At 56.9% G+C, this 15,213-nt stretch carries 15 protein-coding genes; 8 read left to right on the forward strand and 7 right to left on the reverse strand.

Translation table 11 applies throughout. The annotated features are described in order from the left end of the window. The first annotated feature begins 236 nt into the window (after positions 1–236). On the forward strand, positions 237–818 hold the full coding sequence (locus H616_RS14115; protein WP_051233934.1) for a hypothetical protein: 582 nt from the start codon (positions 237–239) through the stop codon (positions 816–818). Between the two features lie 159 nt (positions 819–977). On the opposite strand, the gene sbcB is transcribed toward H616_RS14115, so the two are convergent. The 4 genes from sbcB to minC all read right to left on the reverse strand — a co-directional run bounded on the left by sbcB (position 978) and on the right by minC (position 4,453). Further along, positions 978–2,465 carry an exodeoxyribonuclease I gene (gene sbcB / locus H616_RS0103320; RefSeq protein ID WP_027966080.1) on the reverse strand — a complete coding sequence of 496 codons (1,488 nt, stop codon included), beginning with the start codon at positions 2,463–2,465 and terminating at the stop codon, positions 978–980. An 86-nt stretch (positions 2,466–2,551) separates the two neighbouring features. Next, positions 2,552–2,803 carry a cell division topological specificity factor MinE gene (minE, locus tag H616_RS0103325; protein WP_027966081.1) on the reverse strand — a complete coding sequence of 84 codons (252 nt, stop codon included), beginning with the start codon at positions 2,801–2,803 and terminating at the stop codon, positions 2,552–2,554. Beyond that, positions 2,800–3,618: a septum site-determining protein MinD gene (gene minD / locus H616_RS0103330; protein WP_027966082.1), complete on the reverse strand. Its 819-nt coding sequence runs from the start codon at positions 3,616–3,618 to the stop codon at positions 2,800–2,802. The genes minE and minD overlap by 4 nt, the downstream gene beginning before the upstream one ends. Positions 3,619–3,703: 85 nt before the next feature. Continuing rightward, positions 3,704–4,453: a septum site-determining protein MinC gene (gene minC / locus H616_RS0103335; protein WP_027966083.1), complete on the reverse strand. Its 750-nt coding sequence runs from the start codon at positions 4,451–4,453 to the stop codon at positions 3,704–3,706. A gap of 223 nt (positions 4,454–4,676) precedes the next feature. Here minC and H616_RS14120 point away from each other — a divergent pair, with 223 nt between their 5' ends. Beyond that, a complete protein-coding gene (locus H616_RS14120) occupies positions 4,677–7,004 on the forward strand; it encodes a DUF349 domain-containing protein (RefSeq protein WP_051233937.1) in 2,328 nt (775 codons plus the stop codon). Here H616_RS14120 and H616_RS0103345 read toward each other — a convergent pair. Next, complete coding sequence (locus H616_RS0103345) at positions 7,001–7,831, reverse strand: IclR family transcriptional regulator (protein ID WP_027966084.1); 831 nt, start codon at positions 7,829–7,831, stop codon at positions 7,001–7,003. The two genes, H616_RS14120 and H616_RS0103345, sit on opposite strands and share 4 nt — an antisense overlap. A 351-nt stretch (positions 7,832–8,182) precedes the next feature. Between H616_RS0103345 and H616_RS0103350 the strand changes: the two genes are divergently transcribed. The 6 genes from H616_RS0103350 to H616_RS0103370 are packed head-to-tail and all read left to right on the forward strand — an operon-like array spanning position 8,183 to position 13,393. Next, the gene (locus H616_RS0103350; protein WP_035572457.1) at positions 8,183–8,746 is read left to right on the forward strand and encodes a Csu type fimbrial protein; all 564 of its coding nucleotides are present in this window, start codon (positions 8,183–8,185) and stop codon (positions 8,744–8,746) included. Continuing rightward, on the forward strand, positions 8,746–9,279 hold the full coding sequence (locus H616_RS0103355) for a Csu type fimbrial protein (RefSeq protein ID WP_035572458.1): 534 nt from the start codon (positions 8,746–8,748) through the stop codon (positions 9,277–9,279). The genes H616_RS0103350 and H616_RS0103355 overlap by 1 nt, the downstream gene beginning before the upstream one ends. 2 nt (positions 9,280–9,281) lie before the next feature. Further along, positions 9,282–9,701 (forward strand): fimbrial biogenesis chaperone, encoded by a 420-nt coding sequence (locus H616_RS15195; RefSeq protein WP_051233939.1) that lies wholly within the window; start codon positions 9,282–9,284, stop codon positions 9,699–9,701. Between the two features lie 7 nt (positions 9,702–9,708). Then, a complete protein-coding gene (locus tag H616_RS15200) occupies positions 9,709–10,047 on the forward strand; it encodes a fimbrial biogenesis chaperone (RefSeq protein WP_051233940.1) in 339 nt (112 codons plus the stop codon). Further along, on the forward strand, positions 10,047–12,422 hold the full coding sequence (locus H616_RS0103365) for a fimbria/pilus outer membrane usher protein (protein WP_027966087.1): 2,376 nt from the start codon (positions 10,047–10,049) through the stop codon (positions 12,420–12,422). The genes H616_RS15200 and H616_RS0103365 overlap by 1 nt, the downstream gene beginning before the upstream one ends. Then, the gene (locus H616_RS0103370; RefSeq protein ID WP_169516153.1) at positions 12,419–13,393 is read left to right on the forward strand and encodes a Csu type fimbrial protein; all 975 of its coding nucleotides are present in this window, start codon (positions 12,419–12,421) and stop codon (positions 13,391–13,393) included. Before H616_RS0103365 ends, H616_RS0103370 begins: the two co-directional genes overlap by 4 nt. A 24-nt stretch (positions 13,394–13,417) precedes the next feature. Here H616_RS0103370 and H616_RS0103375 read toward each other — a convergent pair whose 3' ends face one another. Together H616_RS0103375 and H616_RS0103380 are read right to left on the reverse strand one after the other, a co-directional pair. Next, entirely contained in the window at positions 13,418–14,221 is an 804-nt protein-coding gene (locus H616_RS0103375; protein WP_051233944.1) for an enoyl-CoA hydratase, read from the reverse strand. 81 nt (positions 14,222–14,302) lie between these two features. After that, on the reverse strand, positions 14,303–15,184 hold the full coding sequence (locus tag H616_RS0103380; RefSeq protein WP_027966090.1) for a DMT family transporter: 882 nt from the start codon (positions 15,182–15,184) through the stop codon (positions 14,303–14,305). Positions 15,185–15,213: the final 29 nt, after the last annotated feature.

Consider the following 15,213-nt stretch of genomic DNA (forward strand, 5'->3'; position numbering starts at 1 on the left):
GCGAGGTACAGGCCGTCATCGCTTGGTTTGGGCCCGTATTGCGAGGGTAGGTGTTGGGGTTTACTGCTGCGTTTGGCGTCCCCATGTGACAGAATGAGTCGGCAAAATGACTTTCTCTGCTAACAAAACAGCAGAAAAAGGGACAAAGTACTGAGTCGTGTTGGAGGTCGTTATTTTTGATGGCTAATATGGCTCGACAAACTTCGCAAGACCTCACGTGTTAACAGGGAGATCACATGAAAAAGAATGTATTGCGCAGCCTTGGGCTTGCACTGCTGATCGGGACGACGTCATTCGCCCTTGTTGCTTGTGACAGCAAGGACGCTGACGATTCTGCTAAGTCTGTTGAAAAGAAAGCTGACGACGTTGTGGAAGACACAAAAGCGGTGGCAGACGCGACTGGCGATAAGCTGGAAGATGCGGGGGATAGTGTTAAACAGGACGCTGAAGAGACGGCTGATACGGCAGCACAGAAAACGGAAGAAACTGCTGAGGCAACCGAAGACGCAGCGGCAACGGCGGGTGATAAGCTGAAAGACGCCGGTGACAGTGCTAAGCGCGCCGCTGAAGAGACGGCTGATGCCGCTGGCGAGAAAGCCGAGGAAGCTGCTGAGGCGACCAAAAATGCGGCAGAAGCGGCGGGTGATAAGCTGAAAGACGCTGGTGATAGTGCTAAGCACGCCGCTGAAGATGCGGCTGATGCCGTTGGCGAGAAAGCCGAGGAAGCTGCTGAGGCGACCAAAAATGCGGCAGAAGCGGCTGGCGATAAGATGAAAGATGCTGGCGATAAGATGAAAGCAGACGCTGAAGACCTGTAAGTCTAAGGTCACGCTGCGAGGTGGTTAACTACTAGCTGTGCCAGCGTGTTAGATGCGTAAAGGGCCGAGATGCTGTGTATCTCGGCCCTTTGTTTTGCTGGTATTTTGTGTTTGTGGTCTCGTTGAGCGAGACCTGCATTAATGGCAATGGCAGCGTGTTTAATCAAACGCCTGAGAAGGCAGAATGGACTCGACATACATGACCAGTTCTTCCAACACTTGGCGCTGGGAGTCTGTCAGCTCCTGGTGCCCAAGCTGCTCAATTTCACGACCGAAGTCTGATAACGTAAACCCTGCCACTTGGCTATCGCGTAGGCGCTCCCAGCGCCAGTTTTCCCAGCGTTCTTTTTCGTCGCCTTCTAAGGTTTCCGGGTAGCTTCGAGCGCGGAATCGAAACAGCATCTCCTCAAGACGCGGGTCCTGAAAAGAGAACGTTGCGCCGACGAGATCCCAGGGGGCACTGGCCCGTACGCGCTCCATTTGGGCGCGATCAGATGGCGAGAAGAAATTGCCACTGTACAGCATGAGGTCAGGGTCGCGTGGTGGCTCGGGGTAAGGCTTGGAGAATACGTCTTTAACACGCTCAGTAATTTCGGGGGCTGCTCTGAGCGCTTTCCAGTGCTTGCGTCCTGCTTCAAGGTCGAGTGCCATCTGCTCAACGATACGGCCATAGTCGCCGGCTCTCTCACCGTCGACATCTTTCAGAAAGGCCACTGGCATGACAATTGGGCACTTGTTGATATGAATGACTTTGAGTGGGATGCGCGATTCGCCCTCGGCCAGTTCGTCGTTGCTGATGAAAACACGTTGTTGAATCTGTTCGGCTGACAGCTCAAGCATGGGCTGTGGGTCGACCGATAAGTCATAGACAATCACGCCGTTGCTATTCGTGGGGTGTTTAGCGAGCGGCATGACAAGAGCGGCACAATTACGGCTAGCCGGGTAGCGGCGTGAAACATGCAGTACGGGAACTTGTGCGGTTATGTCCAGCAACTCGGCAATCTGACGCTTACCGCGCTGGTTTAGCAGGTGGCTGAATAATCTGGGATTAGCCGTTTTTAGGCGACGTGCCAGCGCAATGGTGGCGCGTACGTCGGCAACGGCATCATGTGCGCCTTCATGGGCAATACCGTTAGCTTGAGTTAACTCTTCAAGCCGAAAGCTGGGTGAGCCATCTTCACGCCGCGGCCACTCTATCCCCTCGGGGCGTAGCGCATGAAAGGCGCGGACTACGTCTATCAGGTCCCAGCGTGAATTACCGTTTTGCCATTCTCGGGCGTAAGGGTCGATCAAGTTGCGGTAGAACAGGTGGCGGCTGACTTCATCGTCAAACCGCAAGCTGTTATAGCCCACCGAGCAAGTGCCAGGTTGGCTCATTTCTTCGCAAATGCGGTTAGCAAATTCTGCCTCTGGTATCCCACGGTGCAGGGCTCTTTGCGGTGTAATTCCTGTGACTAGGCAAGCCTGTGGGTGTGGCAGAAAGTCATCTGATGGGCGACAGAACAACTCTACCGGCTCGCTGATCTCGTTGAGTTCAGCGTCGGTACGAATGGCAGCAAACTGAACGGGGCGGTCACGCTGCGTATCGATCCCAAAGGTTTCATAGTCATGCCAGAGAAAAGACACTGGCTTGGTTGGCGGTGCCATACGCGAGACCCCTGCTCAGGCGAAAACAAAAGACTTGGCCACGCTGTTGGGCGTGGTGCCTGGCGAGTAGGCTCGCCAGGTTGGTTTCAGGTGCGTGGCAGTGTGACGTTCAGCTCAAGTACGGAGCAGTTGTCTTCGCTGTCCATGCTGATGTTTACCGCATCGTCATCAATCTGAACATAGCGGCGGATAACCTCAAGCAGCTCGCGTTCGAGCATGGGCATGTAGTCAGGCTGGCCACGTTGACTGCGTTGGTGAGCCACAATAATTTGCAAGCGTTCCTTGGCCACCGTGGCAGTGTTTTTGCGTTCACGTTTTAGGAAATCGAGTAGTTTCATCGACGGGTTCCTCCAAACATACGGCTTAACAGGCCCTTTTTCTGGCCGCCATACAGTCGCAGCGGTAAGTCTTCGCCAAGCAGCCGAGAAACCGCATCGGTATAGGCAAGACCCGCGTCGCTGTCGCTGTCATGTGTGACCGGTACGCCTTGGTTAGATGCGCGCAGTACCGCTTCCGACTCAGGGATGACGCCAATCAGGTCAATAGCCAGAATCTCGCGGATGTCGTCGAGGTTCAGCATGTCGCCGCTATCTACCCTGCTGGGGTTGTAGCGCGTTACCATCAAGTGTTCCTTGATCGGCTCTTCGTTCTGCTCGGCACGTCGTGTTTTGGATGCCAGCAGGCCGAGCATGCGGTCAGAGTCGCGTACTGAGGAGACCTCGGGGTTGGTGACTACGATAGCTTCGTCGGCAAAGTACATGGCCAGCTGAGCGCCGCGTTCTATCCCGGCGGGTGAGTCGCAGATAATGAAGTCGAAATCTTCACTTAGCGCTTTGAAAATCTGCTCAACGCCTTCATTGGTCAGAGCGTCTTTATCGCGGGTCTGTGACGCAGGAAGAATATGTAAGTTATCTACGCGTTTGTCACGGATCAGGGCTTGATTTAGACCAGCTTCACCCTGGATGACATTGACGAGGTCGTAGACAACACGACGTTCGCAACCCATGATCAGGTCAAGATTACGCAACCCTACATCGAAGTCGATAACCACAGTTTTTTGACCGCGAAGCGCCAGCCCTGTGGCGATTGCAGCTGCGCTGGTTGTTTTTCCGACGCCTCCTTTGCCGGAGGTCACAACGATGATTTTGGCCAAGTGTCGCATCCTTTTCTTGGTGTCTGGGTGCAGGTTAAAGCGTTATGCCCTAGCTGCATTATTTGGGTGAATCGGTCTGTTTCCTCTAGTCCAGCGGCGTGATGGAGAGCTGATCATCAGTGAGCTGAATCTGGACCGATGTGTTTAGTAGGCGCGGGTCGATGTCGTCGAGACGCTTGTAATTACCCGCTACCGAAAGTAGTTCTGCGCGCAGCTCACGGCAGAAAATGCTGGCCAAGGGGTTGCCATGAATGCCTGCCAGCGCTCGCCCGCGCAATGGGCCGTAAACATGTACGCTGCCGCCCGCCAGTACTTCGGCACCAGCGTTGACTGCACCTACAACAACGAGGTCGCCTTCTGGCGCTGAAATCTGTTGCCCTGAGCGAACGGTGCCGCGATAGATGCGTCCAACACCGCCAGGCAGCATTTCTGTCACCTCTTCTTCTTCCTCGGTAATTGGTGTTCGTTCCGCATTAGTGGAAACGCTCTCTAGTGGCCGTGGGCGTGAGGCTTCTAGCGGCGGAAACCAGCCCAGGCCTAGCGCCCAGGCGGATTGGCGCACTGGGTCACTGCCGCCACGCACAGCAACAGGTAGTAGCTTGTGAGTGCGGCAGACCGCGCAGATGCGCTCCAGCGAGAGATGTGGCTCATCGAGCCGCTCGACACTGAGAACAACCGGAGTATGCTGAAAGAAGGCGGGTGCCTGATTCATCTTTCCTGCCAGCTGCTCACGAATGTGTTCAGGGTCGGCGCTGGTCAGCTCCATGACGGTCATGGGCAGCATGCCGCCCTTGAAAGTAAATGCACTGGTGTCTCTGTCCACATTGAGACTCATTGCCGAACTCCGCAGAAATAATATAGGTGACAGTTAATAGGCTCACGCTAGGCGAGTCACCCATTGTATGCAACTGATAATAAGCCCAATGCACGCTATTGTCAGTGTCTCTTGTCAGATACAGTTCAGTGTCGCTGGCTCTTTTCAGGCCTTATTGCCCGTGCTTAGATGCATAGACTACTTTTTTGCGGCAGTTGTGCGCTGCGCTTTGCCAGGACATCCCATGAGAGGAATTTTTTACCGCCTGTTTGCTCCACGTTGGCAGCATCCTTCTGCCAACGTTCGCCGTCAGTCTATTGCGCGACTGTCAATTGATCGTGTTGATCATCGCCAAGCGCTAGATCAGCTGATGCAAGATGCTGATGCCGAAGTTCGCCGAGAGGCTTTGGCGCAGCTTGATGATATTGAGTGTCTGCTACGGTTGCGTCGCTCCGGTCGTAGTAAAGAACTAGACGAACGGCTGGTGTGGCTACTCAGCGGACACGCTGGAGCGTCTAGTTTGTCACAGCGTGTTGAGTACTTAGCCCAACTCGATGATGGCGAGCTGTGCGAGCGCATCGCCATGGAAGGCGACAATCAGCAGCTCAGAATGGCAGCGCTGGCCCGGTTGGACGATGAGGCTGCGCTGGTTCGCTTGGCTTGTGATAATAAAATTGCCGCTGTGCGCCAGGCGGCGGCAGCGCGAGTTGACAGCGACGAAGGGCTACTGCAGTTAACGCGAAAAGCGCGGCGTGACAGTCAAGTGATGCGTCAAGCGCGTCAACGTCTTGCGCAGCGGCGAGCGGATGCGGACCAGCAGGCCAAGGTGGATGCTCAGCGTGAGCAGCTGCTCGGGCAGATTGAGCAGTTGGTTGATGGCGCCTGGGAGTCACACGACAAAGCCCGTTTTGAGCATTTCGAAAAAGCGCTATATGAACTGGGGCTGGGTAGTGCAAAGCAGGAAGGGCGTTTTCGCGAGGCGTATCAGCGTTACCGTAAAGTACTCAGTGATCAACAGCATCTTGCGCAAGCGCAGCGGCACGCCCGTCAGCGGCGTGAGGCCGCTAGCCTGGAGCGGGAGCACCGGTTGGCTGCTTTGGAGCAAGAGCTCGATAATCTTGCTCAGGGCGAGGGGCTGTCTGATCAGGAAATTGCGCTGCTGCGTTCGCAAAAACATCTGTTAGCCAAACGCTGGGTGGCACTTTCTGAGCAGCATACGCCTAATGAGTGTTTGCGTCGGCGTTATACATCAGTGCTTGAGCGCTATGACAGCGTGCTAGCGGCTCGGGGGCGGCTGGATGAGCACACTGAGTCCATTGTGCAGGCCCTTAGTGATAATGACAGCCAGCAGCTGGCGGTGCTGGTGGCAGCTTGCCGTTGGCCAAAAACTCTTCCGCTTGCGCCGTTGCTCAAGCATGCCAAAGAGCAGTTGGAGGAAGGCCGTGTTGAGGCGGCCAATACTCAAGCGGCTAGTTTAGCGGCCTTCCGTGCCGGGCTTGAGCGGTTGCAGCAACAGCTGGACAAAGGGCAGGTACGTCGTGCTGAGAGCCTTTATCAACGTATGACTGCGCAGGCTGAGGAGCAAGACAGTCGCTTTGCAGGTGAGGCGCTGTCGCGTTTTAAGCGGCTTGGCGAGAGGCTGGCTGAGCTACGTGACTGGAAGGCGTTTGTGGCAGCGCCTAAGCGCCAGCAGCTATGCGAAAGCATGGAAGCGCTGGTCGAGCAGATGCCACTAAGTGATAGCGACCTGAACCAGCGTCATCGTCATATGGTGCAGGAGTGGAAACGTCTTGGCGATGCGGCAGCCGACGATGCGTTGGCGGCGCGCTTTCGGCTGGCGTCCGACAATATCCGCCAGCGCTTGCAGCCGTGGCGTGAATGTCAGGCGCAAGAGCGCGAGCGTAACCTGGCAGAGCGCACCGCGTTGTGTGAGCAGCTTGAAGCACTGCTTGATCGGCCTGATGCCCAGGCTGATCCCGATGCCTTGCGTAGAATTCGTGACAGCTCTCGCCAGCTCTGGCAGCGTCACTCACCGGTGCCTAGCAAGCAGGCTCGTGGGATTGAGCGGCGCTTTTCTCATGCTCGCCATGCCCTGCAAGCGTTGATCGAGCGCCGTGCGAGTGAAGTGGCGGCAGCTAAGCGCGAGCTGATCAAGAGCCTTGAGGTGTTGAAAGAGCAGGAGATGGACCCGCATCAGCGCGCCGAGAAAGCAAAGGTCATGCAGCAGCAATGGCGTCAGTTGGGGCGAGCCCCCAAGGGTGAAGAGCAGGTGCTATGGCGCGATTTTCGCCACCTGTGTGATGATATTTTTAGGCAGCGCGCTAGTGAGCGCAAAGATCATCCGCCATGTGTTGAGGCCATGCAGGCGCTGATTGACCAGTTTGATGCTTGGCGTCCGCTTAAGGCGAGTGATAGTGAGGTTCTCGATGCAGCGATAAAGCAAGCGGAAGCACTTGGACCATTGCCGCAGGGTAAGCGCAGTGATGGTATGAATCGACGCTGGGCGGGTATTGTCCAGGCGCGACGTGCTGACCTTGAGCGTCTCGCTTTAGGGGATGACGCTCAGTCCTAGGCGTCGTCGTGCGCCGGCAGACGGCCACCTAGCTGGGTGGTGATTTCCTGTGCTGTCTGGCGCACGAGTTCTCCCAGCTCAACCAGGCGTGCATCAGAGATACGTGCTACAGGGCCCGAAACTGAGATGGCGGCTAATGGGGTGCCGTGTTCATTGTGGATGCAGGCAGCAACGCAATGCATTCCAATGGCGTGCTCCTGACGATCACAAGCATAGCCCTGTTGACGAATATCCGCTAAATGCGCACGTAATTCCGTCGGGTCGTGCAGCGTGTTTTCGGTAATGCGCGCCAGGCCCTGCTCTTCCAGAACCTGTGCTAACTCATCCTCTGGCAACCAGGCCATCAAGGCCTTGCCGACGCCTGAGGCATGCATGGGAGCCCGAGAGCCTAGCCGAGTGATCATGCGCATCATTTGGCGTGATTCGTTTTGTGCTAAGAAGACGGCTGTGCTGCCATCACGAATACCGAGGTTGGCTGTTTCGCCGGTGATTGCCGTCAGCTTGCGTAAAAACGGACGGCTGGTGGCCACAAAGTCTCGCGCTTCAAGAAAGCTGTTGCCGATTCGAAAGGTTTTAACATCAATCTTCCACACGCCCATCTCAGCGTTGTGACTGATAAAGCCTTGGCTGTGCAGAGCCTGCAATAGACGGTGTGTTGTAGAAGGGGCCAGTTCGGCCAGTTCGGCAATCTCTGAGAGCGCGAGACCGTTGGGGTGGGCGGCTAGCCGTTCCAGTAAGCTCAGGCCGCGTACCAGCGACTGGCTGTGTCCGCCACTGGTCTTGCCTGATGCCGGCCGACCTGCGGCTCTGCGTTTGAGTTCCGTCACTGGCTTGCTCTCCCGAACGATAGTTTATATGTGAGGATACCGTGGCCTTGGGGCGCTGTCTCGTTTCGGAAACTGTTTCCATGGTTTTTTGGGCTTTATACAAGCGTGGTGATGTTCAGTCGGCGAGTTGACCCGTATGGGTAAGCGCAAAAGATCATGCGAGGCGAGTGGCGAGCAGAAACACTGGCGCTGCAAAAACAAAAAGATCAGGGGCTTTTTAAGTAATCAGAAATAAGTTATAATCGCGCGCGATCCTAATTTAAGGGCGTCATTCGGTCAAATTTTTGATTCTTGGTGGTGTGTCGGCTAATCCACAGGCCATGCCAGCCAATTTCATGACAGGAGGCAGACATGTCTGCAAAACACACGGTTCTCAAAACATCTGTGATCATGACGGCTGCGCTGCTGGCTGGCGCTGTGAGCTCTGCTGCTTTAGCAGGAACAGTGACTGGTACCATTGGCGCCAAGATCACTCTTGAAGGGGCTTGCGAAGTCAACGGTAACCAGGGCGTAGACAGCGGTGTCGACTTTGGTGCCATCGACTTTGGCACTCATAGTACGCTTTTTACCCAGGCTGACGATTCGGTGCTCAATGCTGGTGGAGCCATTGAAGTGCTGTGTTCGCCAGGGTTGGAGCCGACGTTTACCATCACTAGCGGCACTTATGATGGTCAGGGCACTGGCGGCGGCATCCACGCTATGAAGCACACGACGGAGGCGAAGTACGTGACTTACAACCTGTACACCGACTCGGCGGGTGGTACTGCGCTTGCGCTCAATACACCATTTACAGTGCCGGGCACAGCCGATGGTGAGACACCGCAGGAGCTTCAGCTCTTTGGGCGTGCCTTTGGCGCGCCGGGCCTTGTGTCAGGTGTCTATAACGACACCCTGAACGTCCAAGTGGACTTCTGATGAACTGGCCTCGGTGCGTGCTCTTGGTAGCCGTGCTGGGGCTGTTTCCTGCTGGCAGGTTACTGGCTCAGCCGCAAGACAGTTTTGTGGTATCTGCCACGATCGAAGGAGGCTGCCTGGTTGATGGCAGCTCACCAGCGAACGATGCCAGCTTGGGCTCGCTGGGCAATCTGGACTTTGGTACGCACTCTTCGCTTTCCCAGGCCACGGTCGACACGACACTGCTCACTAGTGGCTCGGTGACTCTGAGCTGCACACCAGGCATTGCCTTGAGCATGCGTATCAATGGTGGTCTGCATCCAGTGGCGTCCGCGCGTCGCTTGCGCGATGTAGTGAGTGGAGATACGTTGGTTTATCAGCTGTTCACCGATGCTTCCGCCCTGCAGCCTGTCTTTATCGATGTGCCGGTGAGCGTTGATACCAGCACTGACCCGGACGATATCCAGTTGCCCGTTCATGGGCGTATCAGCCTTCCTGGCGATGTCAGCCCAGGTCTGTATCAGGACACCCTTACCGTCACCCTGGAGTGGTAACTATGGCCATGGTAAAACGCACGATAACTGCCGTGACAGGATTAGTAACAGCGCTGTTTGCCACGGTAGTTACCGCCAGTACCCTGCTTATCTGGCCCATTCATCCGGTGATTGAGAGCGGCGAATCTGCCACGGCATTGTGGGTGGAGAACCGCGGCGACAAACCGGTACTGACCCAGCTCCGGCTATTCGACTGGCGTCAGCAGGGGGGCGATGATCAGTACTTTCCGCAAACCGATATGGTGGTCAGCCCGCCAATGGTAGAAATTCCTGCTGGTGAGCGTCAGCTGATGCGACTGATTCGCCAAACGCCTGCACCGCCTGGCCAGGAGCGCGCTTGGCGGTTGATTATCGATGAGGTGCCTCAGGCTGCCGGTTCTGGGGGGGGAGGAGAGTCAGTCACAAGCTCGGGCAGGCATTAACCTGCAGATGCGCTATTCGCTGCCGCTGTTTGATTATGGGGAAGGGTTGAGCGCCAGTGCGGACGGCAGCGACGCTGCCGCTAGCCTGAGTTGGCAGTTGGTGCAGGATGGTGGTCGCCACTACCTTCAGATCAGTAATGCCGGTAAGCGCCATGTGCGTTTGACTAACGTGTTCTTTCAGCAAGGCAGTGGGCGCCAGGTGGTGTCCGACGGCTTGCTGGGCTACGTCTTGCCCGGGAACTTCCGGCGTTGGCCGCTTGAGCGCCCTGCGAGCGCTGACAGTATGCTTTCCGTAACGGTGAACGGTGCGGCGGTGACTCTCACGTCAAGAGGTACGCTGAACTGATGCATGTATTGCGTTCGGTCCCGCGTAATTCATGGTGTTTCTTGCTTGGCGCTCTGGCGTTACCTGCCTCTGAGTCAGCATTGGCACAGGCGCTTCCTCCCCCGCCGTCGGTCCAGCCCGTACAGCAGGTGCCCACTCATGATGACGTTACTGAGCTGCGTCTTGAGCTGGTTATCAATCGGCAGGCGACGGGCAGGGTTGTTTTGGTGGAGCAGCGTGGTAAGAGCTACCGGCTTGCAGCTGAATCGTTGGTAGACGTGCGGCTGCCGCAGGGTAGCGAAGGGTCAGATGGTTGGGTTGCGCTGAATCAGCTGCCAGAGGTGAGCGTGCGTTATGACGCGACCCGTCAGCGTTTGCATCTTGACTTGCCTCAGGACTGGTTGCCGGTTCAGCAAATCGGTCGCTCCGGCGGCGATGACTGGACGCAGGCGGTCAGCAGTCCTGGCGCATTGGTTAATTATGATGTCTATGCCAGCAAAATCAGTGGCGGTGGTGCTGCGGCTTCGTTATGGCATGATGCTCGGCTGTTCGGTATGGGCGGCACCTGGCGCACCACGGGTATCTATCGTCAGGCCCTGGACGGGCACGATGCTAAACAGCGCGATGATGGCTATCGCCGCTATGACACCAGTTGGTGGCTCGATGACCAAGAGCGGATGCAGACGCTGCAGGTCGGTGATCTCATTACGCGACCGATGAGCTGGAACCGCGCGGTGCGTATGGGGGGTGTGCAGCTGTCGCGTGACTTTGCCTTGCGCCCTGACCTGGTGACTTATCCATTACCTGCTTTTTCTGGGAGTGCCGCAGTACCCAGCACTCTGGATGTATTTGTTGACGAAAGCCGCGTTGCCCGTGAAAACGTAGCGCCGGGCCCCTTTACCTTGACTAATGTACCGATGATGACGGGTGCGGGTGAGGCAACACTGGTGACTGAGGATGCGCTGGGTCGGCGTGTTACCACGACGCTACCGTTTTACGTGGAAACTGAGCTTCTGCGTGCTGGGCTTTCCAGCTACAGTCTGGGTCTGGGGGCGCTGCGAGAGCGTTACGGTCAGGCAGACTTTGACTATGGCGATGTTGCGGCCAGCGGAGCTTTTCGCCATGGAGTGACGAATTACTGGACACTGGAAGGTAGCGCAGAGGCGGCCAAAGACGTTGGTGTTGCGGGAGTCGGTAGTGCACTGGCTGTTGGTAATCTGGGTACATTGGCGCTGTCTTTCCAAGGGTCCCGGGCCAAGGAGCAGTCCGGCGAAGCTTACAGTCTGGGGTATCGCTACCAGGGTGGTTTTTTCAACCTTGGTGCTCAGTGGGAGGTGCGTGGCGATGGGTTTGCTGATTTGGCCGACCTGCCTGAGCTGGACAGGCTGGATGAGCGAACGCGGGCTCAAGTGACCGCCAGTGCCAATTTGGGGGCTGTTGGTCAGGTGTCTACCGGCTACTTTGAGATAGATTCCGGAGACAGCGACCGCACACGGCTGATGAATATCTCGTTCTCTCGCCCTTTGGGGCGAAACCTGTTTCTTTCGAGTACTGCCAGTCGCGAGATTGGTGAAGGGTGGGCAGCCCTGCTGCAGTTGAGCATGTCGCTGAGCAACGGTATGGGGGTGGTCAGCAGCGGTGTTGAGCGCAGCGCTGACGGTAACGAGGCGTCGCAGCTGCAGTACTCGCGTTCGGCGCCGCTCGCTGGAGGCTTTGGTTGGCATCTTGGCTATCGTCACCGCCGTGGTGCTGATGATTATCGACAGGCCAATGCGACCTGGAGAACTCAGCCAGTGACCTTGGGGGCTGGTGTGTATGGTAACGGCTCGGACGATGTGTATTTTGCCGAGGCGAGCGGTAGCCTGGTGGCGATGGACGGACAGACCTTCCTGGCCAATCGCATCAGTGACAGTTTTGTAGTGGTGGCCGCTGGTGGTGAAAGCAACGTGCCGGTGAGTTACGAGAACCAGCGCGTTGGTGAGACCAACGACTCGGGATATCTACTGGTGCCCTTTGGCACTGCCTATTATCCAGGGAAATACGGAGTCGATCCTTTGGGCCTGCCGCCTGAGGTGGTAACGCCCGTCACCGAGCAGCGTGTTGCTGTCGCGTCTGGCAGTGGCTATTTGTTGAAGTTTCCGCTGCAGCGCCAGAGCGCCGTCAGCCTGACACTGGTGATGCAGAACGGCCAGCCCGTGCCCGTGGGGTCTCAGGTTATGACCACGGAGGGGCGGCGCTCTGTTGTTGGCTGGGATGGCCAGGTGTATCTGGCCGACCAGCCAGAGTCGACGCGGCTCGAGGTCATGCTGCCCGATGGCGAGCAGTGTCGTGCTGAAATAGCGTTGCCTGAAGGGCAGCCGAGCGTGGTTCGTTTGGGAGAGGTGATATGCCGGTGACACCGAGATTCTTACGTCGTGTTTGCCAGCGCAATCGTTGGGCTCAGCTCGGTCTGGCGACGCTGATGATGATGGCCGGCAATGCGTGGGGAAGCTGTAACCCAGACAATGCGTCAGCGAATTTTGGTAGCCTCAGTTCCTTTGCTGTTGCTGCAAGCCCTCAGCCCACTTCCGCACAACCAGAGCCGAAGTTGAGTTGCACTGAAGGTCGTTTTTACAGCAACGGCTACCTCAATGTCAGACTGAACAGTATGAATGCGGGGGATTTGGTCTCGGTAGACGGCGACCGGATCGGCTACCAGATATTTGCTGATGCCGCCCGACAGCAGCAGCTGCAGTTGGGGAGTCTGTATGGCTTGAGTCCATCGGGTCGTTCCGAGGCGCGTTTACCCCTGTATTTTCGCACGCGGCCGGGCACGGCGAGTAACGTCGCTGCCGGCAGTTATACCGATACACTGACAATCAGCTGGAGCTGGCGTGTCTGCGAAGGTCTGGTGCTCTTTGGTTGGTGCCTGGGGGCGCAAGATACAGGCAGTCGCACCAGTGTGGTTTCGCTGATACTGGAGGTGACACCAGACTGCGCGATTAACGCGCCGGATCTGGACTTTGGCAGCGCACCGCTGGTGGGCAGCTTTTCTCCGACCACCCGCACCATCACCATTCGCTGCACTAAGGGTGAAAGTTATAGCGTCGGGCTCAGCGATGGCGGTAATGCGCAGGGTGTTCAGCGGCGCATGCAGGCGGGGGGTAACTACCTGGCCTATGAGCTCTATAAGGGGGTCAGTAGCAATCAGCGCTGGGGAAGTCAGGGCGCCGAGCGGCGGCCTTCCAGCGGTGCTGAGGTTAATCCGGGTGCCGCCGATGGGATGAATGAGCAAGGCTTTGTGGTGCGCGGAGAAGTCGACCCGAATCAGCCGACTCCTCCGGCCGGTACCTACACCGATATGGTGGTGGTTGACGTTGAGCTGTAAGCGGCGCTGTTTGGTAGGCAGTGCTCAACGATGTCGCCACTGTGCAGGGCGTTTTTCAAAAAAGGCAGAAATGCCTTCGCTGACATCATCAGCGAGCATGTTGTCAGCCATGGTGTCGGCGGCAAAGGCGTAGGCTTGCTCCAGTGGCAGTTCGGCTTGGCGGCGGAACATGGCTTTGCCGGTGCTGAGTGCTAATGCGCTTTTTTGGGTCAGGCTGGCGGTTAGGGCATTGAGGGCTTCATCAAGCTGGTCATCATCGGCTACGCGGTTAACTAGCCCCCACTCCAGCGCAGTTTCGGCGCTGATGAACTCGCCCGTCAGTAGCATTTCTAAGGCGCGCTTGCGTCCGATGTCGCGGCTCAATGCCACCGCAGGTGTTGCACAGAACAGGCCAACATTGATGCCAGAAACAGCAAAGCGAGCGCTACGCGCAGCGACGGCCATGTCGCAGCTGGCGACGAGCTGGCAACCGGCTGCCGTAGCTACGCCGTGCACGCGGGCGATAACGGGGAGCGGAAAATCGACAATATGTTGCATTAGCGTTCCGCAGCGCCTGAAAAGATCTTGATAGTAAGCGTGCTCTTGGCGTGCTTGCATTTCCTTGAGGTCGTGGCCGGTGCAGAAGGCGCGACCTGTGGCGGCAATAACCACGCAACGTAGCTCCGGTTCCTCGCGCAATGCTTGCAGTGCGTCAGAGAGCGCACTGAGCATGGTTTCAGATAGCGTGTTGAAACGGTCTGGCCGGTTAAGTGTGAGAGTGGCAACGCCACTGGCTAAGTGGCAGTTGACAGCTGGCATGTCAAGAGCAGAGGCTTTGGAAGCGGGCATGGTGGCATCTCCGTGAAAAATATTTGCCAAGCCTAACGCGCCAGCACGAAATATGGGTGTGTCTACGACCAATGACGGAGGCTATTGGCTACGTCGGCCGATACGGTCGCCAAACAGGTAAGCGCCCAAGGCAATCAGAATTAGGGCGGCACCGACCAGCATAGGAAGGGAAGGCGACTCGGCGTTGAGTAGCATGCCCAAGGTAAGTGCCAGCACGGGAGTGATTAGTGTCACCAGTGCCACGGTGGCGGCATGTAGTCGTGACAGGATTAGGTAATAGCATAAAAAGCCGATTACCGATCCGAAGAGTGCCAAATACAGCACCGCCCAAAAACCACGTGTCGAAAGTGGTATAGAAAGAGGTTCTCCGCTGCTTATCCACAGCATAAAGAAAAAAGGCATCGACAGTGCCAAGGCGCCGACGGTTTGTACCATGGGATGCAAGCCGGCAGCGGCACGCTGCACCGCGATACCGCTGCCGCTGAATAAGGTTACCGCCCCAAGCATCATGGCAAGGGCCATGAGCTGCTCGGCCCCGCCCAGTGACAGGCTGTTGATAAATATTACTGCCAGGCCCACTACGCCAAGGGCGCAACCTAGCCAGTGCCAGCGCTGTAGCCGTATGGCGCCGGGTAGTGCTTGCAGAATCACGCCTGAAATCAATGGTGCCATGCCAAACATGACCGAGATCATCCCCGACGGTAAAGTTTGCGACGCCTGATAGCTCAAGGCCATAGCGCCGAATACGCCAGGCACGGCACAGGCGTAGCTGACTAATGCGCGGCGGTCGTGGCGGAAGGGTTTGCGCATTAACAGCAGAATAATGGCACCCACTACCAAGGCAATCCCCATGCGTAACATAACACTGCCGATGGGGGCGCCGGCCTCGGCGCTCCACTTGATACCTAAGGGCGTGGTCGCCCAAACCAGAATGACGGTGGAGTAAGCCAGTCCGGTGGGCATGGCGGTATTCCTTGTTATGTGGTTAACGA

Source organism: Halomonas halocynthiae DSM 14573 (assembly GCF_000425725.1).
GTDB classification, from domain to species: domain Bacteria; phylum Pseudomonadota; class Gammaproteobacteria; order Pseudomonadales; family Halomonadaceae; genus Halomonas; species Halomonas halocynthiae.

Bases quoted from the DNA above. Each gene is read 5' to 3' on its own strand.
- H616_RS14120 (WP_051233937.1), top strand. From the start codon at position 4,677: ATGAGAGGAATTTTTTACCGCCTGTTTGCTCCACGTTGGCAGCATCCT.
- H616_RS0103365 (WP_027966087.1), top strand. From the start codon at position 10,047: ATGCATGTATTGCGTTCGGTCCCGCGTAATTCATGGTGTTTCTTGCTT.
- minE (WP_027966081.1), bottom strand. From the start codon at position 2,803: ATGAAACTACTCGATTTCCTAAAACGTGAACGCAAAAACACTGCCACG.
- H616_RS14115 (WP_051233934.1), top strand. From the start codon at position 237: ATGAAAAAGAATGTATTGCGCAGCCTTGGGCTTGCACTGCTGATCGGG.
- H616_RS0103380 (WP_027966090.1), bottom strand. From the start codon at position 15,184: ATGCCCACCGGACTGGCTTACTCCACCGTCATTCTGGTTTGGGCGACC.
- H616_RS0103355 (WP_035572458.1), top strand. From the start codon at position 8,746: ATGAACTGGCCTCGGTGCGTGCTCTTGGTAGCCGTGCTGGGGCTGTTT.
- H616_RS0103375 (WP_051233944.1), bottom strand. From the start codon at position 14,221: ATGCCCGCTTCCAAAGCCTCTGCTCTTGACATGCCAGCTGTCAACTGC.
- sbcB (WP_027966080.1), bottom strand. From the start codon at position 2,465: ATGGCACCGCCAACCAAGCCAGTGTCTTTTCTCTGGCATGACTATGAA.
- minC (WP_027966083.1), bottom strand. From the start codon at position 4,453: ATGAGTCTCAATGTGGACAGAGACACCAGTGCATTTACTTTCAAGGGC.
- H616_RS0103350 (WP_035572457.1), top strand. From the start codon at position 8,183: ATGTCTGCAAAACACACGGTTCTCAAAACATCTGTGATCATGACGGCT.
- H616_RS15200 (WP_051233940.1), top strand. From the start codon at position 9,709: ATGCGCTATTCGCTGCCGCTGTTTGATTATGGGGAAGGGTTGAGCGCC.
- H616_RS15195 (WP_051233939.1), top strand. From the start codon at position 9,282: ATGGCCATGGTAAAACGCACGATAACTGCCGTGACAGGATTAGTAACA.